The organism is Sphingopyxis sp. BSN-002 (assembly GCF_022024275.1).
Classification (GTDB): domain Bacteria; phylum Pseudomonadota; class Alphaproteobacteria; order Sphingomonadales; family Sphingomonadaceae; genus Sphingopyxis.
The window spans coordinates 1,880,744-1,902,858 of record NZ_CP091804.1 but is presented as its reverse complement, the minus strand read 5'-3'; the positions used below and the strand labels follow the sequence as shown (position 1 = coordinate 1,902,858).

Annotated in this window: 19 protein-coding genes; 10 read left to right on the top strand and 9 right to left on the bottom strand. The window is 66.3% G+C overall.

Features of this window, described 5'->3' with window-relative positions; genetic code table 11:
• Positions 1–152: 152 nt before the first annotated feature.
• Positions 153–548, bottom strand: a complete 396-nt coding sequence (locus tag L7H23_RS09385) for a glycine zipper 2TM domain-containing protein (RefSeq protein WP_237835625.1) — start codon at positions 546–548, stop codon at positions 153–155.
• Between the two features lie 168 nt (positions 549–716).
• Here L7H23_RS09385 and L7H23_RS09380 point away from each other — a divergent pair, with 168 nt between their 5' ends.
• Positions 717–1,703 (top strand): esterase-like activity of phytase family protein, encoded by a 987-nt coding sequence (locus tag L7H23_RS09380; protein WP_237835624.1) that lies wholly within the window; start codon positions 717–719, stop codon positions 1,701–1,703.
• Between the two features lie 37 nt (positions 1,704–1,740).
• On the opposite strand, the gene rpmB is transcribed toward L7H23_RS09380, so the two are convergent.
• Entirely contained in the window at positions 1,741–2,034 is a 294-nt protein-coding gene (rpmB, locus tag L7H23_RS09375; protein WP_237835623.1) for a 50S ribosomal protein L28, read from the bottom strand.
• Positions 2,035–2,162: 128 nt separating this feature from the next.
• Here rpmB and tadA point away from each other — a divergent pair, with 128 nt between their 5' ends.
• Positions 2,163–2,618: a tRNA adenosine(34) deaminase TadA gene (tadA, locus tag L7H23_RS09370; RefSeq protein WP_237835622.1), complete on the top strand. Its 456-nt coding sequence runs from the start codon at positions 2,163–2,165 to the stop codon at positions 2,616–2,618.
• On the opposite strand, the gene L7H23_RS09365 is transcribed toward tadA, so the two are convergent.
• On the bottom strand, positions 2,615–3,316 hold the full coding sequence (locus L7H23_RS09365) for an NAD-dependent deacylase (protein ID WP_237835621.1): 702 nt from the start codon (positions 3,314–3,316) through the stop codon (positions 2,615–2,617). The genes tadA and L7H23_RS09365 overlap by 4 nt on opposite strands.
• A 126-nt stretch (positions 3,317–3,442) precedes the next feature.
• Here L7H23_RS09365 and dapB point away from each other — a divergent pair, with 126 nt between their 5' ends.
• The 5 genes from dapB to L7H23_RS09340 all read left to right on the top strand — a co-directional run bounded on the left by dapB (position 3,443) and on the right by L7H23_RS09340 (position 8,013).
• Positions 3,443–4,168, top strand: coding sequence for a 4-hydroxy-tetrahydrodipicolinate reductase (gene dapB, locus L7H23_RS09360; protein WP_237835620.1), 726 nt, complete (start codon positions 3,443–3,445; stop codon positions 4,166–4,168).
• A gap of 61 nt (positions 4,169–4,229) precedes the next feature.
• Positions 4,230–5,408: a M48 family metallopeptidase gene (locus L7H23_RS09355; protein ID WP_237835619.1), complete on the top strand. Its 1,179-nt coding sequence runs from the start codon at positions 4,230–4,232 to the stop codon at positions 5,406–5,408.
• Positions 5,405–6,064 carry an endonuclease III gene (nth, locus tag L7H23_RS09350; protein WP_237835618.1) on the top strand — a complete coding sequence of 220 codons (660 nt, stop codon included), beginning with the start codon at positions 5,405–5,407 and terminating at the stop codon, positions 6,062–6,064. Before L7H23_RS09355 ends, nth begins: the two co-directional genes overlap by 4 nt.
• 122 nt (positions 6,065–6,186) lie before the next feature.
• Positions 6,187–7,557: a M20/M25/M40 family metallo-hydrolase gene (locus L7H23_RS09345; protein WP_237835617.1), complete on the top strand. Its 1,371-nt coding sequence runs from the start codon at positions 6,187–6,189 to the stop codon at positions 7,555–7,557.
• Between the two features lie 72 nt (positions 7,558–7,629).
• On the top strand, positions 7,630–8,013 hold the full coding sequence (locus tag L7H23_RS09340) for a hypothetical protein (RefSeq protein WP_237835616.1): 384 nt from the start codon (positions 7,630–7,632) through the stop codon (positions 8,011–8,013).
• On the opposite strand, the gene L7H23_RS09335 is transcribed toward L7H23_RS09340, so the two are convergent.
• The gene (locus tag L7H23_RS09335; protein ID WP_237835615.1) at positions 8,010–8,606 is read right to left on the bottom strand and encodes a TetR family transcriptional regulator C-terminal domain-containing protein; all 597 of its coding nucleotides are present in this window, start codon (positions 8,604–8,606) and stop codon (positions 8,010–8,012) included. The genes L7H23_RS09340 and L7H23_RS09335 overlap by 4 nt on opposite strands.
• A gap of 33 nt (positions 8,607–8,639) precedes the next feature.
• On the opposite strand from L7H23_RS09335, the gene L7H23_RS09330 reads away from it, so the two are divergent.
• From L7H23_RS09330 to L7H23_RS09320, 3 genes are read left to right on the top strand one after another with little or no spacing between them, the layout of a single operon-like run.
• Positions 8,640–9,806, top strand: a complete 1,167-nt coding sequence (locus L7H23_RS09330; RefSeq protein ID WP_237835614.1) for an aromatic ring-hydroxylating dioxygenase subunit alpha — start codon at positions 8,640–8,642, stop codon at positions 9,804–9,806.
• Positions 9,803–11,023: an FAD-dependent oxidoreductase gene (locus L7H23_RS09325; protein WP_237835613.1), complete on the top strand. Its 1,221-nt coding sequence runs from the start codon at positions 9,803–9,805 to the stop codon at positions 11,021–11,023. Before L7H23_RS09330 ends, L7H23_RS09325 begins: the two co-directional genes overlap by 4 nt.
• On the top strand, positions 11,020–12,624 hold the full coding sequence (locus tag L7H23_RS09320; protein ID WP_237835612.1) for an NAD(P)/FAD-dependent oxidoreductase: 1,605 nt from the start codon (positions 11,020–11,022) through the stop codon (positions 12,622–12,624). Before L7H23_RS09325 ends, L7H23_RS09320 begins: the two co-directional genes overlap by 4 nt.
• On the opposite strand, the gene L7H23_RS09315 is transcribed toward L7H23_RS09320, so the two are convergent.
• The 5 genes from L7H23_RS09315 to L7H23_RS09295 all read right to left on the bottom strand — a co-directional run bounded on the left by L7H23_RS09315 (position 12,601) and on the right by L7H23_RS09295 (position 22,079).
• Positions 12,601–14,574 carry an ATP-binding protein gene (locus L7H23_RS09315; RefSeq protein ID WP_237835611.1) on the bottom strand — a complete coding sequence of 658 codons (1,974 nt, stop codon included), beginning with the start codon at positions 14,572–14,574 and terminating at the stop codon, positions 12,601–12,603. The genes L7H23_RS09320 and L7H23_RS09315 overlap by 24 nt on opposite strands.
• Positions 14,575–14,821: 247 nt before the next feature.
• Entirely contained in the window at positions 14,822–16,150 is a 1,329-nt protein-coding gene (locus L7H23_RS09310) for an amino acid permease (protein WP_237835610.1), read from the bottom strand.
• Between the two features lie 4 nt (positions 16,151–16,154).
• Entirely contained in the window at positions 16,155–18,527 is a 2,373-nt protein-coding gene (locus tag L7H23_RS09305; protein WP_237835609.1) for a TonB-dependent receptor, read from the bottom strand.
• Between the two features lie 144 nt (positions 18,528–18,671).
• The gene (locus L7H23_RS09300; protein WP_237839204.1) at positions 18,672–20,261 is read right to left on the bottom strand and encodes a sulfotransferase; all 1,590 of its coding nucleotides are present in this window, start codon (positions 20,259–20,261) and stop codon (positions 18,672–18,674) included.
• A 228-nt stretch (positions 20,262–20,489) separates the two neighbouring features.
• The gene (locus L7H23_RS09295) at positions 20,490–22,079 is read right to left on the bottom strand and encodes a thioredoxin domain-containing protein (protein WP_237835608.1); all 1,590 of its coding nucleotides are present in this window, start codon (positions 22,077–22,079) and stop codon (positions 20,490–20,492) included.
• Positions 22,080–22,115 lie beyond the last annotated feature (36 nt).

Genomic DNA, 22,115 nt, shown 5'->3' with positions numbered 1-22,115 from the left:
CGCCCGCGGATGCGCGGACGTGCACTTGGGGCCGAGACTAGGCCCCCCGGCCCGTGATGGCAACCCCGCCACCCGGACAGCAAAAGCCCCGCCCGGCAGGGCCGGACGGGGGCGAAGGAGGGAAGAGACTTTATTGGGGTTCGGGTCTGGCCTTAGCGGCAGCCGTCATTACCCTTGTCGATTGCGCGGCCCGCGATGGCGCCGACGGCGCCGCCGATGATCGTGCCGACCGTGCGGTCGCCGCGACCCGCGATTTCATGGCCCGCAAGGCCGCCCGCGATCGCGCCGATCACGGTGCCGCCGGTGCCGTTGTCGCACTGGCGATAGTTGCGACGGTCGTTGCGATAGTTGCGACGATCGTTCCGGTAATCGCGGCGGTCGTAGCGGTCGTAACGATTGTCATAGCGACGGTCGTTGCGGTCGTAGCGGACATAGCTCGTGTCGTATCCGCCGTTGTAATAGCCCGGCTGCGCCGCGGCGGGAGCTGCCACGCCCAGCGTCGCGGTGGACATCAGGGCGGCGAGCGAGAGAGTCACCATCTTTTTCATAATCTTTCTCCTTGTTCGTCGTTCTGCCCGTGGGGGCGTGGGTGGGTCGATGAAGCCCTTATGGATGATTCGCTTTGAGCCGAGCCTGAACATCGCTGTTGGCTGGCGTTCAGCTTCGGTGCGCTTCCTGCTTGCGGAGACACGCCCCGCCGCCCTATCGCCGCGCCGATGCGCCGCTATCTCCCCGCTGCCCTGATTTTCCTCGCGATCGGCCCCGCCCCCTGGACCGACCAGCGCCTGCCGAGGATCGACAAGAGCTCGCAGCTGATCGTCGCACGCGCGCTCGCCTATCCGGCCGGGCAGGAGGGCACGCTCCGCTTTGTCCGCGGCTGGCGGCTGACAAGCCCCAACCGCATCTTCGGCGGCTTTTCGGCGCTTGCGATCACCGGTCCCGATCGCTTCCGGCTCGTCGGCGACGGGGGCTATGGCGCGCAGCTGACCCTGCATCTGGACGGGCGGGTCGAGGATGCGCGCATCGCGCTGCTCCCGTCACCCAGCGGCAAGGCGCGCCGCAAGTCGCAGAGCGATTTCGAGGCGATGGCCTTCGATCCGGCGAGCGGAAAGATATGGGTCGCGCTTGAGGGGCTGAACGAGGTCTGGCGGATCGACGCGAAGCTCACGCATATCGAATCGCGCGCGAAGCTGCCGAAACCCTATTGGCCGGCGAATCGCGGGCCCGAGGCGATGGTGCGGCTCGCCGACGGACGGACGCTGATCCTTTCCGAGGACGCCGACGACGATCCGCGCGGCCGTGCGGCATGGCTGTTCGCGGGCGATCCGGCGGTGCCGGGCACAAAGGCGGTGCGCTTCTTTTATGATTCGCAAGGCAAGGGACTGGTCAGCGACGCGGCTGCGCTTCCCGACGGACGCATCCTGCTCGTCCACCGCAAGCTCGGCCTGAACCCCGTCTTCACCACCACGCTTGCGATCGCCGACCCCGCCGATATTCGTCCCGGCGCCGCGATCCGTTCGCGCCCGATCGGCCGCGTTCCCGTTCCGCTCGCCGAGAATTACGAAGGCGCGGCGGTCGAGGTGCGCGGCGGTCGCACCTTCCTCTGGCTCGCCTCGGACGATAATTTCAACAGCTGGCAGCGCAGCCTGCTTGTCGAATTCGAACTGGTCGATCTGCCGGACAGCAAAAAGGCCGCTCGGTAACCCGGCGGCCTCCTGCGATTCGAAAGGCTCGGGAAGCTCAGGCGGTCTTTTCGGCCAGCTTCTTCGCGACTTCCTTCTTCACCTTGCGCGCGCCAGCCGACAGCTGGTCGTCGCCGGCCTTCAGCAGCCAGTTGTCGAGGCCGCCATTATGCTCGACCGTGCGCAGGCCGTGGGTCGAAACGCGCAGCTTGACGCCCTTGCCGAGCGCGTCCGACAGCAGCGTCACATTCTGCAGGTTGGGCAGAAAGGTGCGCTTGGTCTTGTTGTTGGCGTGGCTGACATTGTGGCCAACCTGGCGGCCCTTACCGGTCAGTTCGCAAATGCGCGACATGGTCTTCTTCCTCGAATCAATGGGCGGCGTCCGGGGTGGGCCGTAAGGCACCGAAAGGACCGGATGGGCCGGGAAAGGCGCGCGCTTATCGGCTTGCCGGAGATTCGTCAAGCGATTAGCGGGGAGAAATGGCCAGTTTCCCTCTTCCCGAACCGATGCGCCGCGCGCTCGATCTGGCGCGTATCGCCGCCGAATGGGGCGAAGTGCCCGTCGGCGCGGTGATCGTCAAGGACGGTGCGATTATCGCCGAGGGCTACAACCGCCCGCGCGAATCGCACGATCCGACCGCGCATGCCGAAATCGTCGCGATTCGCGCCGCGGCGGCGAAGCTCGGCAACGAACGCCTCGACGCCTGCGACCTCTATGTGACGCTCGAACCCTGCGCGATGTGCGCCGGCGCGATCGCACACGCCCGGATCGCACGCCTCTATTATGGCGCCGACGACCCGAAGGGCGGGGCGGTCGTCCACGGCCCGCGTATCTTCGCGCAGCCGACGATCCACCACCGGCCGGAGATTTACGACGGGATCGGTTCGGGCGAGGCGGCGAAGCTGCTCCGCGATTTCTTCGCGGCGCGGCGCTAACCCAGCATCTCGTCGACCCACGCCGGCACCAATTCGGTCGCCGGCCCGTGGCGCGCCTCGTCGAACCAGTAGCTGCCCTGGCTCGGCTCCATATTGAGCTCGAGCGTCCGCGCTCCCGACGCGCGCGCCTCGCGAACGAAGCCTGCGGCGGGATAGACCGCGCCCGAGGTGCCGATCGACACGAACAGGTCGGCGCGGTTCAGCGCGTAATAGATATCCTCCATCCGGTACGGCATCTCGCCGAACCAGACGATGTCGGGGCGCAGCGACCCCGCCGCGCCGCAGCCCGGGCAAGCGGGGCGGTCGAGCAGGGGGCCGGTCCACGGCATCCGCGCGTCGCACACGGTGCACCACGCGTTCAGATGCTCGCCATGCATATGGATCAGCCGCGTCGCCCCCGCGCGTTCGTGGAGGTCGTCGACGTTCTGCGTCACGATCAGCAATTCGCCGCGCCATTCGGCATCGAGCCGTGCCAGCGCAACATGCGCCGCATTGGGCTCCCTGGTCTGGATCGCCTCGCGCCGCATGTCGTAGAAGCGGAGGACAAGGTCGGGATCGCGGGCAAAGGCTTCGGGCGTCGCGACATCCTCGACGCGGTGCTGTTCCCAGAGGCCGCCGCCATCGCGAAAGGTGTCGATGCCGCTCTCGGCCGAAACCCCGGCGCCGGTCAGGATCACGATATTCCGGATGTCGCTCATGCATCCTCTCTAACCGTTCGCATCGAGCGAAGTCGAGATGCCCATCGACGTTGCGCGACTGTGCGGGGTGTCTCGACTTCGCTCGACACGAACGGCTAAGGGGGAAACCGGATAAGGGGACGCGTCATGACCAGCATCGGCATTATCGGCAGCGAAGGGCGGATGGGCGTCGCGCTTGCCGCGGCGATTTCCGAGGCGGGCCAGCAGGGTTGCGGCGTCGACAAGGGCGGCAATGTCGTGCGCCTCGCGTCCGACGCCGACGTGCTGGTCGATTTCTCCTCGCCCGCCGCGCTCGAGGCGACGCTCGACGCCTGCGTCGCGGCCAAGACCCCCATCGTCATCGGCACCACCGGGCTCGAGGAACGCCACCATTATCTGATCGACGATGCCGCGCAGGACATCGCAGTACTCCAGACCGGCAACACCTCGCTCGGCGTCACCTTGTTGGCGCATCTGGTGCGTGAGGCCGCGTCGCGGCTCGACCCCGAATGGGATATCGAGATTCTGGAGATGCATCATAATCGCAAGGTCGACGCGCCGAGCGGTACGGCGCTGCTCCTCGGACAGGCCGCCGCCGCGGGGCGCGGCATCGATCTCGGGACCAGCTCCGAACGCGGCCGCGACGGCCTGACCGGCGCGCGCGGGCACGGCAAGATCGGGTTCGCCAGCCTGCGCGGCGGAACCGTCGCGGGCGATCACGACGTGATCTTCGCCGGACCCGAGGAGATGATCACGCTGTCGCACCGCGCCGAGAACCGCATGATCTTCGCACGCGGCGCCGTCCGCGCGGCGCTCTGGCTGATCGGGCAGAAGCCCGGCCGCTATACGATGCCGCAGGTGCTGGGGCTCTGATGCCCGCTTGCCTGCACGCTCTCCCTGTGTATTATAAATACAATACAGCTGGAGGACTGCCATGAGTTTCGACCCCGCCGCCGCGACCAAAGCCTATATCGACGGGCTCGGCCCCGAAGCGCTCGAAAAGGCCGCTTCCTACACCGTCGGCAGCGAATGGCTGAGCCTCTGGGGCGTCGTCGTCGCGGGGCTCGTGACCCTGATCTTCGTCCGCCTGCGTATCCTCGACCGGCTCGAGGCGAAGCTCGCGAAGCGCGGCTGGGCGGTTCGCACCTTCCTGCTCTGCGCCATATTCCTCCTGCTTTCGGCGATCGTCACGCTGCCATGGGATCTTTACACCGGCTGGTGGCGCGAGGCGGCGTACGGCCGCACCAGCCAGCCGCTTGGCGACTGGCTCGGACAATCGGCGATGTCGACAGTCATTGCCGCCATTTTCGGCGGGCTCTTCTTCCTCGGCATCTATGCGCTGATCCGGCGCGCCGGAAAGCGCTGGTGGATCTGGTCGGGCGGGCTTGCCGCTTTCGCGATTTCGGCCGTTCTTCTGCTCTCGCCGATCCTCGTCGAACCGCTGTTCAACGAGTATAAGCCCGTGCCTGCCGGACCGGTGCGCGATGCGCTCGTGGTCCAGGCGAAGGAAGCGGGGATCGAGCCCGATCGCATCTTCATGTATGACGGCTCGCGCCAGTCGAACAATTTCACCGCCAATGTCTCGGGCATCGGCCATTCGGCGCGTATCGCGATTTCGGACGTCGCGCTGAAGGGCGCCTCGCTCGACGAGGTGAAAGCGGTGACCGGGCACGAGATCGGCCACTATGTCCTCGGCCATGTCTGGATCATCGTCGTTACCTTTTCGCTGCTTGCGATCCTGCTCTTCTTCCTTGCCGACCGGCTCTTCGGGCCCATCGCCCGCGCATTCGGCAGCGATGCGGGGGTCGGCGATCCGCGTGGTTTCCCGGTGATGATGTTCCTGCTCTCGCTTTTCACCTTCCTTGCGCAGCCGGTTCTGAACACGCTGTCGCGCACCGACGAGAGCGCGGCCGACGCCTATTCGCTGAAGACGGTGAATCTGCCCGACGCGCTCTCCACCGCACTGGTCAAGACCGCCGAATACCGCAGCCCGCGCCCGAACGCGGTCGAGGAGTTCGTCTTCTATTCGCATCCCTCGGTCGAACGCCGCGTGCGCGCCGCGATGGAGTGGAAGGCGGCGCACCCGCCGGCTGAAACGCCCGCGCCCGAATGAAGAAAGCCGACATCTTCGAGTTCTACCGCCGTCTCGCCGAGCTCAATCCCAGCCCCGAGACCGAGCTTGAATTCGGCAACACTTACCAATTGCTCGTTGCCGTCGTGCTCTCGGCGCAGGCGACCGATGTCGGGGTGAACAAGGCGACGCGGCGGCTGTTTCAGGATGTGAAGACGCCTCAGCAAATGGTCGACCTCGGCGAGGACGGCCTCAAGCAGCACATCAAGACGATCGGGCTTTTCAACGCCAAGGCGAAGAATGTCATCGCGCTCAGCGAAATCCTCGTCCGCGATTTCGGCGGCGAGGTGCCCGCCGACCGCGACACGCTCGTCGAGTTGCCGGGGGTCGGGCGCAAGACCGCCAATGTCGTGATGAACTGCGCCTTCGGGGCGGAGACCTTCGCGGTCGACACGCACATCTTCCGCGTCGGCAACCGCACCGGCCTCGCGCCCGGCAAGACGGTGCTCGCGGTCGAGAAGAAACTCGACAAGGAAACGCCGGGCCCCTTCCGCGTCGGCGCGCATCACTGGCTGATCCTCCATGGCCGCTATATCTGCAAGGCGCGCACGCCCGAATGCTGGCGCTGCCCGGTCGACGACCTCTGCCGCTACAAGCCGAAGACCCCCGCGCCGAAGGCAAAACGGGCAGCGGCGTAAAATTCCCTTCATCCCGGGATTGTCGAAGGGCCATTCTTCGGCCAGCATGGCAACGCTGGACAGGGCGTGGACCAGATCGGCCCGAAAGCATTGAAACCAGAATATTCAAAGGGGTCGACGATATGCGTTTTGCTTCCGCCTTGCTTGTTTCCGCCGCCATGCTGGCCGCCGCGCCCGTCCACGCGAAGCCCGCCGACACCGACGCGGCGAAGAAGATCCTGAAGGACAGCATCGCGATCCCGACCGTGATGGGCCGTGGCAAGGTTCCCGAGCTCGCCGCCTATTATGCGAGCGTGCTGAAGGAGGCGGGCTATAGCGACGCCGATATCGAAATTACCCCGATGGGCGAGACCGCGACCTTTACCGCGACGCTGCAGGGCACGACCAAGCAAAAGCCGATCGTGCTGCTCGGTCATATGGATGTCGTCGAGGCCGATCCGAAGGACTGGACGCGCGATCCCTTCGTGCCGGTCGAGGAGAATGGCTATATCTTCGGCCGCGGGTCGGAGGACAACAAGTTCGACGTCTCGATGATGGTCGCCACCATGGCGCAGCTCAAGAAGGACGGTTTCAAGCCGAAGCGCTCGATCATCCTCCTGCTTTCGGGCGACGAGGAAACCTCGATGACCACGACGCGGGCGCTCGCGGCCAAATATAAGGGCGCCGAGTTCGCGCTGAACGGCGACGGCGGCGGCGGTCTGATCGGCGAGGACGGCAAGCCCAAATATTACGGGTTGCAGGCGGGTGAGAAGACCTATGCCGACTTCACGCTGGAGGTGACCAATCCCGGCGGCCACAGCTCGCGCCCCGGCGCGGTCAATGCGATCGCCGAGCTGTCCGAAGCGCTCGCGAAGATCGGCGCGTATCGCTTTACGCCGCAGCAGAACGAGCTGACCAAGGTCGGCATGCCGATCGTCGCCGATCAGGTCGGCGGCGACATCGGCGCGGCGCTGAAGGCTTTTGCCGCCGACCCGACCGACGCCAAGGCGATCGCCGCGATCCGCGCCGACCCCGAATATGTCGGCCAGATCGGCACCACCTGCGTCCCGACGCTGGTGAAGGGCGGTCATGCCGAAAATGCGCTGCCCCAGCGGGCGACCGCGAACATCAACTGCCGCATCTTCCCCGGTGTGCCGGTCGAGACCGTGCGCGCCGAGCTCGTGAAAGTCATCGGCGATCCGGGCGTGAAGGTGAACCCCGATCCCGACGCGAGCGCCAGCGACGCCTCGCCGCTGCGTCCCGACGTGATGGCGGCGGTGGCGAAGGCCGTCCACGCCCGCGCGCCGGGCCTGCCGATCATTCCGTCGATGAGCGCGGGCGCGACCGACAGCTATCATTTCCGCATTCAGGGCGTGCCGAGTTACGGCGTCGCGGGCCTCTTCTCGAAAGCCAGCGACAGCTATGCCCACGGCCTCAACGAACGCGTCCCCGTCGACGCGATCGCCCCGGCGCTCGCGCATTGGGACAGCCTGCTGCGCGATCTGTCGAAATAGGCGGCCTCTCCCGCATCCAGCCCCTTTTGAGAATCATTCTCATTTGATAGGCTGGGTGCGGGGAGAGTCGCTATGTCTGTTGTCCTGCGCCGCGCTGCGGTTCGCGTCGTCACCGCCGCGACAGGCTTGGGCCGCGCCTTGTTGCGCCGCAAGGGCCTGCCGGCGCAACCGCTGTTCCGCAGCTTTGGCCTCTATCGCGGCATCTATATCGGCGGGATCGCGATGCAAAAGAGCACGGGGTGGGAAATGCCCCCCGACGGCGACGAGGTGCTGACGCTCATTTCTGGCCAGTTCGACATCGTCCTCGACGAGGACGGCGCCGAACGGACGATCTCGCTGACGCCCGGACAGGGTGCGCTTGTTCCGCGCGGCGTCTGGCACCGCATGGTCATCAATGTTCCCGGCGAACTGCTTTTCCTGCCCCCGGGCGATACCACCGAGCATCGCCCGCTTTAGGCAGGAAGCAGCGCCGCAACCGCGCGTTCGACCATCTGGACTGCCGCGTCGGCGCCGAAGCTCGCGGCGTCGAGCGACAGTTCCAGCCATAGCCCGTCGACCATCGCGGTCAGCATGATCGCCAGCCGGTCGGCGCCGTATGCACCGCAGGCGGCGAGCAGTTCGCCCAGCCGCTCGCGATAGCCGGCGTAACTTTCCGCGTGGATCGCGGCCATCCGCGCGTCGCTCCGCGCGAGCGCCCAGAAGGCGGTCCACGCACCGAGCAGCTCGGGATCGGTGACCGGCGCGCGGAAGCTTGCGGTGAGATAGGCGGTCAGCCGAGCGCGCGGATCGTCGCCCGCGCCGTCGACGGCCGCCGCGAAAATTGCGTCCATCCGGTCGCTCGTCGCTTCGTACGTCGCGGCGACGAGATCGTCGATGCCGTCGAAATAATGGCGCAGCAATCCCGGCGACACCCCCGCCTTCGCGCAGATCGCGCGGACGTTCGTTCCCGCCAGCCCCGCTTCGGCGAGCACCGCCGCGGTCGCCTCGATCAGGCCCGTCCGGCGGGCATCGGCGCTTTCGCGCGTAAAGGCTTGGCGAGCGATGGTCATCTTGTTATACATATGTACAACAAGGATCGACTCATGGCAACGCTGCGCGACACTTTCGACAACATCGACCTGCTCGACGGCTGGTCGCTCCCCGCGTGGACGTATAGCGACCCCGACTTCTACGCCGCCGAAATGGAGCGCATCTTCCGTCCGAGCTGGCAGGTCGTCTGCCACGACAGCGACATCCCGAACGTCGGGGACTGGCACAGCATCGACTATTGCGGCGAGAGCGTGATTCTGGTGCGCGGCACCGACCGCCATGTGCGCGCCTTTACCAATGTCTGCCGTCATCGCGGCTCGCGCCTTGTCGATGGCGCCGTCGGCTGCGCGAAGAAGCTCGTCTGCCCCTATCACGCGTGGACCTATGAACTCGACGGCCGGCTGACCGGCGTGCCCGACAGCGCGAGCTATCCGACGCTAAACAAGGGCAGGGCGGGGCTGGTGCCCGTCGGCCTTGAGCAATGGCGCGGCTTCTGGTTCGTGCGGCTCGACGATGACGGCGGCCCGTCGGTCGCGTCGATGATGGCGCCCTATGAGGCGATGGTCGCGCCGTACCGCTTCGAGGAACTCGGCGCGCTCGGCCGCGTCACGCTGCGCCCGCGCGAGGTGAACTGGAAGAATGTCGGCGACAATTATTCGGACGGCCTCCACATCCCTGTCGCGCATCCCGGGCTGACGCGCCTGTTCGGCAAAAGCTATGGCGTCGAGGCCGAGGAACGCGTCGACCGCATGTGGGGCGACCTGATCGACCGGCCTTCGGTCAACTGGTCCGAACGCATGTACCAGCGGCTGCTGCCGCCGGTGCCGCACCTGCCCGAAGACCGTCAACGCCACTGGCTCTATTTCAAGCTGTGGCCGAATGTCGCCTTCGACATCTATCCCGATCAGGTCGACTTCATGCAATGGCTACCGACCGGCCCGACGACGTGCTTGATCCGCGAAATCAGCTATGTGCTTCCCGATGAGCGCCGGGAGATGAAGGCCGCGCGCTACCTCAACTGGCGCATCAATCGCCAAGTCAATGCCGAGGATACCGAGCTGATCACGCGCGTCCAGCAGGGGATGCAGTCGAAAAGCTTCACCATGGGGCCGCTCAGCGACAAGGAAGTCTGCCTCAAGCATTTCTGCTCGCGGATGCGCGACATCATTCCCGAAGCGCGGCTCGAGCAGGCGCCCGCCGCAGGCTGGAGCCGCCGTTGAGCGCCGATGCGCCCGTGGTGATCGTCGGCGGCGGGCCCGCCGGGATGGTCGCGGGGCTGCTCCTCGCGCGCGCCGGGGTGCGCGTGACGGTGCTCGAAAAGCACGCCGACTTCCTCCGCGATTTCCGCGGCGACACGGTGCATCCCTCGACGCTCGAACTGTTCAACGAAATCGGTCTGCTCGAAGAGCTGCTGAAAGAGCCGCACGCGGCGATCGACACGATGACGCTCAATCTGATGGGCGAACAGTTCACGATCGCGACGATGAAGCATCTGCCCGTCGCGGCGCGCTTCGTGGCGATGATGCCGCAATGGGATCTGCTCGATTTCATCGCGGGGCAGGGCAAGCGCTATCCGACCTTCGGCCTGCGCATGTCGACCGAGGCAACCGGGCTTACCTATGACGATGCCAGCCGTGTGAGCGGCGTGACGCTTGCGAGCGGAGAGGCCTTTCCAGCGCGGCTCGTCATCGCCGCCGACGGCCGCCGTTCGGTGCTGCGCGATGCCGCCGAGCTGCCGCTCGAAGAGCTCGGCGCGCCGATGGATGTGCTCTGGTTCCGCGTGCCCGTGCCCGCAGGCATGGACATGTCCGAAGTCGCGCTCGGCACGATCGACAAGGGCGGGATGGTCGTCGCGATCCCGCGCGGCGATTATTGGCAATGCGCGCAGATCATCGAAAAGGGCGGCTTTGCGCCGATCGAGGCGCAGGGGATCGCGGCCTTTCGGAACAAGATCGTCGAAATTGCGCCCGGCCTCGCCGCCGGGATCGACGCGATCAAAAGCTTTGACGATGTGAAGTTGCTTTCGGTCGCGCTCGACCGGCTCACCCGCTGGTCACGCCCCGGGCTGCTTGCGATCGGCGATGCGGCACATGCGATGTCGCCCGTCGGCGGTGTCGGCATCAACCTCGCGGTGCAGGATGCGGTCGCGGCCGCGAACATTCTCGCCGCCCCGCTCGCGGCGGGCGCCGATCCCGACCCGCTGCTCGAGAAGGTGCAGGAGCGCCGCTGGACCCCGACCACGCGGATGCAGGCGATCCAGCGTTTCGCGCACCGGCGTGTCATCGAACCGATGCTGCGCGGCGAGATCACGCGGGTTCCCTTCGCGGTGCGCCTGCTCGATGCCATCCCGCTGCTACGCCGCATTCCCGGCCGTGTTCTCGGCCTCGGCTTCGGCCGCCAACATGTCCAGTCCCCGCTTGCGAAAGAGTTTTCATGACCAAAGCCTATGACGCCCTGATTATCGGCGCCGGCCACAACGGCCTCGTCTGCGCCTTCTATCTCGCCAAGGCGGGGCTGAAGGTTCGCATCGTCGAGGCGCGCGACGTCGTCGGCGGTGCCGCGGTGACCGAAGAATTCGCGCCGGGGTTCCGCAATTCGGTCGCGAGCTATACCGTCAGCCTGCTCCAGCCCAAGGTGATCGCCGACATGAAGCTCGCCGATCATGGCTATCGCGTCATCGAGCGGCCGATCAGCAATTTCCTGCCGCAGGAAGATGGCGGCTATCTGAAGCTCGGCGGCGGGCTCGAACGCACGCAGGCCGAGTTCCGCAAATTCTCGAACCACGACGCCGACGTGCTGCCGCACTATTATGATGCGCTCGAAAATGTCGCCGAACTGCTCCGCGACCTCGCGCTCCGCGTCCCGCCGAACGTGGGCGAGGGGATGCGCACCTTGCTCGACGGCGCGCGGCAGGGGCGCCGTTTCGCCACCCTCAGCCTCGAACAGCAGCGCGACGTGCTCGACCTCTTCACCAAATCGGCGCGCACGATGCTCGACAGCTGGTTCGAGAGCGAGGCGGTCAAGGCGGCCTTCGGTTTCGACGCGGTCGTCGGCAATTATGCCAGCCCCGACACGCCGGGCAGCGCTTACGTCCTGCTCCACCACGTCTTCGGCGAGGTAAACGGCAAGAAGGGCGCGTGGGGCCACAGCGTTGGAGGCATGGGCAAGATCACCGAGATCATGGCGAAGGTCTGCCGCGACATGGGCGTCGAGATCAGCCTCGAAAGTCCGGTCGAGAAAGTTCTCGTCGACGGCGGCAAGGCGGTCGGCGTCAAACTCGCCGGCGGGGAAGAGATTGCGGCGGCGCGTGTGATCGCCAATGTCGGACCGAAGCTGCTCTATGAGCGGATGATGGATGCGAGCGACCTGCCTGAGGGCTTCGAGCGCCGGATCAAGGGCTTCAAGGCGGGCAGCGGAACCTTCCGCATGAACGTCGCGCTCAGCGAACTGCCGAAGTTTACCTGCCTGCCCGAACCCGGCGAGCATCACCAGTCGGGGATCATTCTTGCCCCGACGCTCGACTATATGGACCGCGCCTTCCTCGATGCGAAGCAGCACGGCTGGTCAAAGGCCCCGATCGTCGAGATGCTGATCCCCTCGACCGTCGACGACAGCCTCGCGCCCGAGGGTTGCCACGTCGCGAGTCTCTTCTGCCAGCAATTCGCGCCCGAACTGCCGAACGGTCGCGACTGGGACGATGAGGAAGAGGCAGCCGCCGATGCGATCCTCGACACGGTCGAAAGGCACGCCCCCGGCTTCCGCGCGAGCATCGTCGGCCAGACGCGCTTGTCGCCCAAGGGCCTCGAACGCAAGTTTGGCCTCGTCGGCGGTGACATCATGCACGGCAACATGAGCCTCGACCAGCTGTGGGCCGCGCGCCCCGTGCTCGGCAACGGGGGTTATCGCGGTGCGGTGAAAGGCCTCTATATCTGCGGCGCGGGCACGCATCCGGGCGGCGGCGTGACCGGCGCTCCGGGACACAATGCTGCGCAGGTGATCCTGCGCGATCGCGGCCTATTCGCACCGCGCTGGCGCTGACCCGAAACCGAGCGGCTGTGGCATGGCCGGACGCGCCGTCTGCTCGCGCCGTAGCCGTTCGACCAGCATCGCATCGTCCTGCGCTTCCAGAAATCGCATCTGGCGCGCGACGACCGCAAAGTCACCGAGCGTCAGCCCGCCGACCCGGTCGAGCAGGGCTGGGGCCTCGCGCGCGAAGAAATGCCCGAACGCTCGCCGCGCTCGCCCTGCGTCGAGCGGGCGCATCTCGACCTTGAAGACGAAACGCCGCGCCGATGCGGGGTCGAGCTTCGCCGCATGGTTTGTCGCCGCGGCAAAGGGCAGGGGGTGCTCCTCCATCCAGGTCAGCAGTTCGTTGACCTGACTGACCTCCCAGCTGGCCGACGCGCCCTGCCGGTCGGCGAGCAACGAATCGACCTCATCGAAGAACAGCATTGCCCCCTGCCGCTTTGCCTCGGCAAAGGCACCGGCGATCCGTTTCTCGGTCTCGCCGACCCATTTCGAAATCAGGTCCGACGCGCGCTTCACATGGAGCGGCCGCCCCAGCCGCCGCGCCAGCGCCTGCACTGCCTCGGTCTTGCCGGTCCCCGGCGGCCCGGTGAGCAGCAGCGAGAAATCGGCGGGGGCTCCCGCACGCGTGATCTGCGCGAACAGCGCCGGCAGATCGGCGTCGGCGGCGAGAAGGCTCTCGTCGAAGGGGCGGGGTGCGTGGGGTTCGATGTCGTGTCCGTGCATCGCGCCGAGCACCGATCCTGCAAAGCGGCTCGCGCTGGCCGGGTCGCTGGCCAGCCCCGCCGCGCGCGCGGCAACGCGGAACAGCGACGCCGCCTCGGGCGCCTGTGTCGCCAGCGCCTGCAACGCGGGGTCGACCGCGACCGCCTCTTCGGCGCTCACCCGCTCCAGCATCGCCGGACTATACGCGGCGCCGGGAAAATCCATGCGGATCGACAGGCTGAACCGGCGCAGGATGGCGGGATCGACATCGACGATCGAGTTGGACGTCCAGATGACCGGGACGACATTTTCCTCGAGCAGACGGTTGACGAACAGCTTCGACCCCGACCGGTTCCGGATGCGGCCGTCCTGTTCGGCTTGCGCATTGCCCAGCAGATCCTCCATCTCATCGAACAGCAACAGGGCCCGACCGCGCTTTTCCAGCGTGCGCAGCGCCAGCCGGAGTGCGGCGACGCGGTCGAAGCGGCTCGGCTCGTCGCCGTCACTGTCGGCTTCGCCGACCGCGTGCAGCGGTTCGCCTGCTGCTGCGGCGAGCGTCCGGGCGAGCTCCGTCTTCCCGGTTCCCGGCGGACCGTGGATCAGGATGTTGATCCCTCGCGCACCGCCGTCCAGCGCACCGCGCAGCAGTGCGATCGCCAGATCGGCCTCGCGCTGCTGCGCGGGGAAATCCTCGATCGCATGCCGTGCGGCCTGTCGGCGGCCGAGCAGGCCATCGATCAGACTTTCATGCTGGCCCGGGCGGGCGTCGAGCAGGCGCTCGAACGCCCAGCACAGGCCGAATTCGACCTTGCCTTCCTTGCTGGTCCAGCGCGCGACCAGGTCGAGCCGCACGACCTCGGCGGTCCGGATCGCGTGCGGCGCGAGTCCCGTGAGTGTTCCGGCCAGCGCTTCCATGTCGAGCGCTTCGGCTTCGACGAGCTTGGCGAGGCTGCGCGTCAGCGGCCCGCGCTCCATCGCGGTGGCTAGTAGAAGCAGCGCACGCTCTTCTGTGGCGAGGTCGAGCGCATCGGCCAGCCGGGCTGCCTTCACGAGGCTGTCGTCGTCGCTCATGCCTTCGCCTGCGGCCTGCGTACCCGCGAGCAGCATGGTGCGGTCGATCGCCTTCTCGGCCAGCCCGAACTTGCTCGCGCGCGTGCGGGCCCAGCCGAGCAGGGCGCGTCCGGCCTTGCTCCTGCCCGGGTGATCAAGGGCAATGGCGCGCGCGAGGGCGCGCGCCCAATGACTGTCGTTCAACATAAATCTACCTGCGGCCGACGCGCAGACGCACTGCGTCTGTCGGCTGAATTCTATGGGGTGGATTTTGAAATCGCGGCGCCGCCAGCGGGCGCACCGCGTCAGGAAAAACGCGCTACGACAGCGGGCGGAAGCCGCGGGATTTCAATCCCGGAATAATCTGGCGGTCCGACACTTTACGTCTCCAAGCTGCCCGGGTCCGGGCGGGTGGTTGAGGCCGATAGGCGATTTTGCGCAATTTCGCAAGGCGTCAGGCCGGGGCCGGATTTCGCTGGCGCATCACGAGATAGATGGGGAGTCCCGCCGCGGTCATCGCAAGGCTCCACAGGCTCGCCTCGACCCCCGCACCGTAGAAGGCCCAGCAGCTATAGGCGAAGCCGATGACGGTGGCGGCGGCGAAACCGGCCGAGACCTTGATCGTCCCCTGCCGTTCGAGCACCAGCGCGGACGCGGCGCCGACGATATAGAGGATGATCGCCGTCGAGGTGGTCACCTTGACCATGAAGGCGAACAGGTCGGCGAGGCCGCGCGAGTAGTTTGCGTAAACGATGACGCTTGCGAGTCCGCTCGACACGAGCTGGGTGATCCACGGCGAGGCGAACTTGTTGTCGCGGGCGAAGGCCGGCGGAAGCAGGCGACGGTGGGCAAGATCGCGAGGAATATCGCCTTGCAGCAGAACGAAGCCGTTGAGCGCGCCGAGCGCGGCGATGGCTGCAAAAAGCGCGACGATGTCGCCGGCCGCCGGGCTGACGAGACGCCCGAAGAAGGTTGCATAGGCGGCATTCGACTGATCCAGCACGTCGAGCGGCACCATCAGCGTCACCGTCGTGCATGACAGAAGGTAGAGGAGGCCGACCGCTGCCGCCGCTATGACCGTCGCGCGCGGGATCGTGCGTTCCGGATCCTTGACGCGGTCGCTGACGACACAGGCGCTTTCGAAGCCGAGCAAGGCGAACAGCGTCAGCGTTGCCGCCGTGCTCACGCCCGACAGGCTGACCGGTTCGGTACCCGCCATCGTCGGGGGCGGTGCGACGCCGGTACCGAGCGCCCAGATGCCGACGAGCACCGCGCCGATCACCGGGATCAGCTTGAGCCCGAGCGTCAGGAGCTGCGCTCCGCCCGCGCGCCGGACGCCGAACAGGTTGACGAGCGTGAAGAACCAGATGCAGCCGATCGCGATCCACGCGGGCAAGGCGCCGGCATCGGCGAGCCAGGGCATCAGGATCGACATGTTGCTGATCGCGGCAACCGCGAGCGTCGCGACCACGGTCCAGCAACTGATCCAGTAACTCCATGCGACGATGAAGCCCGTGCCCGGACCGAAAGCCGCGGCGCCATAGGTGAAGGCGGCGCATCCCTCGGGCAGGCGCTTGGCGAGGCGCGCGAAGACGACCGCGAGGCACAGGGTTCCGGCGATCGATACCAGCCAGCCGATGATGGCGTTCCAGCCGAGCGGTGCAAGGGTACGCGGGAGCAGGAACACCCCCGACCCGATCATATTGCCCATGCCGAGTGCGATGCACATCAAAAGGCCGAGCTTTTGGCCCGGCCTTTCGGTGTTGGTTGCGATGTCGGTCACCCGGTCAGAATTCCTTGCTGACCTTGAGCCCGATCAGGCGCGGCTTGATCGGCGTATCGTAAAAGACGCCGCCCGTGCTGCTGATCCCGTCCGGATCGCCGCACGTGGTTTCAAGGCACTGGACGCCCGTGTTGATGATGCCGCGGCTGTCGAACAGGTTGGTTGCGAACAGCTCGGCCTTCCAGCTCTCCGCCTTCACGCCGATGCTGAAATCGACGGTCGTGTATGATTTGAGCGTGCCCTTCAGTTCGTTTTCGAAGGTGCGCAGGTCGCTGCGGCGCTTGCCGATATGATTGACCGCGAACTGGACATGGCCGCCCAGATCGCCGACCGGGAATTCATACCGCGTCACGACATTGCCCTTGAACTTCGGCGTTACCGGCAGGCCCGTCCCGGCCGGCGCGAGCAGCGAGTTTCCGGCCGTCGTGCAATCGAAAGCCGCGTTGGCGATGCGACAGAAATCGCGGCGGATTTCGGCGTCGTTATAGCTCATGCCGGCGTTGATCGAGAAGCCGTTCTGGCGATAGCCGAGGTCGAGTTCGATGCCCCGGATGCGCGCGATGCCTGCGTTGCGGATCTCGCTCAGCCCGTTCAGGCCCAGGAAGGACAGCTGGATATTGTTCCAGTCCTCCTGATACACTGCGCCGTTGAAGCGTACCGGTCCCCAGCTCGTCTTCCAGCCGAACTCATAATTGTCGAGCGTGTCGGAGCCATAGGGCGGCAACGACCCGCGGCGATTGATGCCGCCGGGACGATAGCCGCGCGACCAGGTCGCATAGACGAGCGCATCCGGCGTGAACTTGTAGGTCAGGTTCAGCTTGTGGATGAAGTCGGTATCCTTGGTGCGCTTGTCGAGGTTGGTGCAGGGCGATCCGGCGACCACCGCGGGACCTTGGCAAGCGTAGACGGGGTTCGAACTGAAGCCCGGGTTGTTGTAGCCGAAGAAGCCGACGAGGCTGTTGTCGAACTTGTACACGCGGCCGCCACCTGTCAGCGTCAGCTTGTCGGTAATGTCGAAGCTGAGTTCGCCGAAGGCGGCGTAGTCGCGGTCGACACGCAGCTGCTTGGTCAGCCAGATATTGTCGACGGTGCCGGGGACCTGGATCGAATCGGCAATGTCGTCGACGACATAATGCTGTTCGATATTATGCGCCTGCCGCTGCCAGAAGACGCCACCGATGAAGCGGACGCGGGCGTCGGCGGGCGACGCGATACGCGCTTCGAAGAAGCTTTTCTTGTAGCGGTCGATGCCCAGAATATACTGGTTCGGGCTGACGAGGTCGCCGTTGTTGTCATAGAAGGATGCGCCCGAGCCGTAGAGCGCATCATAGAAATAGGCATAGTCCGAATAGTCGCTTTCGACGTCGGTCTTGCGGCGCAGATGGCCGCCGGTGACGGTTGCGTCCCAGCTGCCGATCTTGCCTTCGATCGTCAGTGCGGCCTGCAGCCATTTGTCGGTCGACGATTCAGGATTGTACTGGACGGTTTGCAGCGAGCGGGTGACCGCACCCGAACGCTCCTGCGCATAGCTGCCGTGCGTCTTCTGGATCTGGCTCATGATCGTCGGCCGGATCGTCCAGTCGTCGTCGAGTTCGATCCCGAGCGCAAGGCGCGCGCCATAGGTGTCGGCGTCGTTGTAATTCTTCTCGACCAGCGCCGCATTATCCTGGGTGATGCCGCTGGTGGGATAGGTGCGGCTGCCCGGAATATTGTCGATATAGCCGCCGTCATGGCGGTACCAGGCGACGAGGCGCAGCGCGGCGCGGTCGCTGAGAGCTGCGTTGACGAAGCCTTCGGCAACGCCGCCGAAATCGCCGTGTGCGACGCTGTTGATCTCGGCGCCGATCTCGCCATAGGTGCCGCTCGTATCGGGGCGGTTGGTGACCAGCTTGATCGTGCCCGCCATCGAGCTTGCGCCATAAAGCGTGCCCTGCGGACCTGCGAGCGCCTCGACGCGGGCGAGGTCATAGGCGTGGATGTCGAGCGCGCCCTGGATCGTCGTCACGGGCATTTCGTCGAGATAGGTGCCGACGGTCGGCAGCGAGGCCGAGTGGTTCGCATTCTCGCCGGAAGCCACGCCGCGGAAATAGACCTGGGCAAAGCCCGGAGCGGCAGTCTGGATGGTCACGGACGGCAGGAATTTGACGACGTCCTGGAATTCCTTGACCTGCAGTTCGTCGAGCCGTTCGGTTCCGATCGCGCTGATCGCCATCGGCACGTCCTGCAGATTTTCCTCACGCTTCGAGGCGGTCACCACGATATCGTCGTCGTTGCCGCTGTTGGCTTGCTGCGCGAGCGCCGTACCCGACGTGCACAGGATGGTGCTGCCGAGCAGCATCGCGCCGCTCCGTGCCAGCACTGCCGAAATTTTCCGCATCAGACCCCCCTTGTTGACATCTATGTGACAGGAGAATGCCGCGGGCGCGCGCAAGCGCAAGCATTGTTGTCGAAGCGCCGCGCCTGCTTGTCGAAAATGTCGCCTGCTGTTGCCGAAAGGCAACGAATTTGCCGGCGGCTAGCGCTAGAAATCCGCCGGAATCGCCGGATAACTGTCGAGGACGGGTCCGAGCGCGGCCTTGAGCGGCTGGAGCCAGCTTTCGTAGGGCCGCCACTGGTCGACCCCGTCGCGATTGAGCGGGCGCCGTACCTGCTCGCTCGATGCGGTACGCACCGCGCGCGTGTTCGTGTGGAAGGCCATGCACTCCTCCTCGAACGGCTGATCGATATAGGCCAGCATCGCGCGCACTTCGGCCTCGGGATCGTCGAGCAGCGCCTCATGGACGACGCGATGCACCTTGCCGGGCTGGACCGCATCGATATGCGCGATCAGCCGGACATAGTCGCGATAATAGGTGCCGATATCGGCGAGGCCGTAGCTGAACGCCTGGCCCTTCGCGAAATGCTGACGAAAGTTCGAGAAGCAGCAGTCCAGCGGATGGCGCCGCGCGTCGATGATTTTCGCGTTGGGGAGGATCAGGCGGATGAAGGGAATATAGAGCCAGTTGTTCGGCAGCTTGTCGATATAGAAGGGCTTGGCGCTCTTGCGCTGTACCGCGGTGCGGCGAAGAAATTCTGCACCGAGGTCGGTGAGCTGGTCGGGGGAGGCCTCGGCCAGCGCTTCGATCCAGCGCCGCGCATCGCCCTTCATGTCGCGGCCTAGCGCGAGCGCGAGTGCCGGGATGTCGGGCAACTCCATCGTCCCCTCGACCGCCGAATGGCTTGCGAGAATCTGCTCGATCAGGGTCGATCCCGCTCTCGGAAGACCCAGGATGAAGATCGGGTCGGCGGCCGGGTCACCGGACGTTGCCCGCTCCGCGAAGAAGCCGATCGTGAAGGTTTCGATCGCCGCATCGACCGTCGCGGTCGTTTCGGCAGCATCATAGCCGAGCTGCTCCGCCCGGATCGCATTGCCGGCTGCATAATGACGGAAAGCAGGTTCGGGCTCGCCCGCATCGTCATAGGCCTTGCCGAGCGCGAAATGGAGATGCAGCCGGTCGTCCGCGCGCGCGGCATCGTCTGCGGGAGCTGCCGTCAGCGCGGCCTCCATTGCCGCGCGATCGGTTGTGCCGAACCGGATCGTCTTCAGGTTGGCGAGGCTCCACCAGATTTCGCCCAGCCCCGGGTCGGCCTCGAGCCCGCGCCGATAGGCGGCGATGCTGTCGTCCTGCCGCCCGACGGTCTTGAGCATATGGCCGTAGCTCATCCAGAGCTTGGCGTGGCCGGGGAAGCGACCGGTCAGCTCCTGATAAAGCGCGATCGCTTCATCATAGCCGCCGACGCGGCCGAGCGCGGCGGCTTTCAGATTTGCGTAGGCGGGATTGTCGACATCGTCGCCGATAACCCGGTTCAGCGCTTCGACCGCCTCGGCGAAGCGGTTCTGCTTGTAGTAGACGGTGGCGAGGTTGGCCCGCGCTGCGCCGAATCCCGGTGCGAGATCGAGCGCGCGCGTGAGCAGTTTCTCGGCATCGCCATAACGGCCGAGCCGTCCCGCGAGCTCGGCGAGCATGCGGATCGCGGCCACGTCGGTTGCATCCTGCCGGAGCCGCCCGCGCAGCGCGGCTTCGGCATCCGGCAAACGATTCTCGGCCAGCGCAAGGGCGGCCGATACCATCTCGGGATCGTGGATCGTCGCGGCCACCGCCGCGAGCGAAGCATCCTGTGCCTCGGGCTCGCGCCCGAGTGCGCGCAAGGCATGCGCCGCAAGCCGGTGTGCTTCGGCCGACGTGGGAACGGCTTCGAGGATCGCCTGCACCTGCGCCAGCGCGGCGGCGGGCTGGCCGTTCAGGAGCTGGCGGGCGTTGGCGATTGCTGCGTCGTGCGTGACCGTCGTTGCCAAGCGTCAGCTCTTCTTCCGGGCCTTGGCGATCGCCTGCTTGAGCGCATCATAGCCGACCTGGCCCTGAAAGAGCTGATCGCCGACAACCCAGGTCGGCGTGGCATTGAGCTGAAGTTGCGTCGCGAGCGCGAGGTTCGATTCGAGTTCGCGCTGAAACAGCGCTTCGTTCGCGGTCGCATCGGCGCTGCCGTCGGTGACGACCCCCGCGCGTTCGGCCGCGGCCGCGATCGCCGACGGATCGAGCGACGAAGCCGCGAACATCGCGTGATGGAAGGCATCATATTTGCCCTGCCGTGCTGCGGCGAGCGCCATGATTGCGGCGTCGCGGCTTTGCGGCGAAATGATCGGCAATTCGCGGAACACGACTTTCAGCCGCTTGTCCTCGCGAATGAGGCGGTCGACGTCGGGAACGCTCGCGCGGCAGAAGCCGCAAGCGTAATCGGTGAAGACGACAAGTGTGACGTCGCCGTCGGCGTTGCCGGCCCACGCCCCGGCATAGGGCTTTTCGAGCGCCGGGCGTACCGCATCGACGGCCTTCGCCATCTCCTTGTTGCGCTGCGCCTCGAAGGCTTCGGGAATGATTTCGGGGTTGGCGCGGATATAATCGGCAACGATCGTCTCGACCTCGCCCTTGCTCATGCCGCCGCCGAAGCGGCCGCCGAGCCAGAAAGTCGCGCCGAGCAGCGCAATGACACCGAGGGCGGCCGCCCATAGCGGTACCGGAAGCGCGCTTGCCGTGGCGGCAGCGCGCGGGGCGGGCGCCGGACGCAGCGGCATGCGATCGTCATCGGCGGGTCCCGAAACCGACGGCGGTGGAGTAGCGCTTGCCGCTTTGGCCTTGGGCGGCCTGGCGGTGGGGGCAGCCGCGGGCTCGCTTGCAAACAGTGGCAGATCGGGCGTCGCCGCGGCCAGATCCGCCGTTTCCGCTGCCTTCTCCTCGCGGGCGAGGAGCTGTTCGAGGCCCGACGCGGGGGGCGTCAGTTCGGGGCGCGGGGAAGGGCGTAACCTGGTTGCCGCTTCGCCGATGCTGTCGCGCAGGCTCTCGGATCCCGCCTTGGCGGCGTTGCCGAGACCGTTCTTCGTCTTTCCCGCGATTTCGCCGAGTCCGCGTCCGGCGTCGCCCGACAGTTTCGAAACCTTCTCGCCCAGCGCCATCTTGTCCCATGCCTCGCCGCTCGCCTTCGCGGCCGCGCGGCTGGCCTTGGCGGAGCTGCGGCCGACCGAGCGCGCCGCGCGGGCTGTCAGCGCTCCGCCTTTCGCAACGGCTTCACGCGACCGTCGCGGAATTTCCATCGCCTCGACGCGTGCGGGAATGTCGGCGCGTTCGCCGACATCGATCGTCCAGTCGGCAAAGGCTGCCGCACCGTCGCGTATTCGGTCCCAAAGGCTGGCCGCGCCGGCCTTGATCGCCTCGGGCCTGACGAGCGGATCGCGCGATTTCTCGGCCGTCTTGTAGCGCGCCAGGTCGATTCCGACCGGCGGCTCCTCCTTCGGCTTCGCGAGGCCCTCATCATGCGCCGGCGCTGCGGCGCCCTGCGTCGGGGCCGGGTCGCGCAGCCACGGCTGGTAATAATCGTCTTTCCTGTCAGTCACTTGTTGCCCTTAAACGCCGCTCGTGGCGATGCGTCC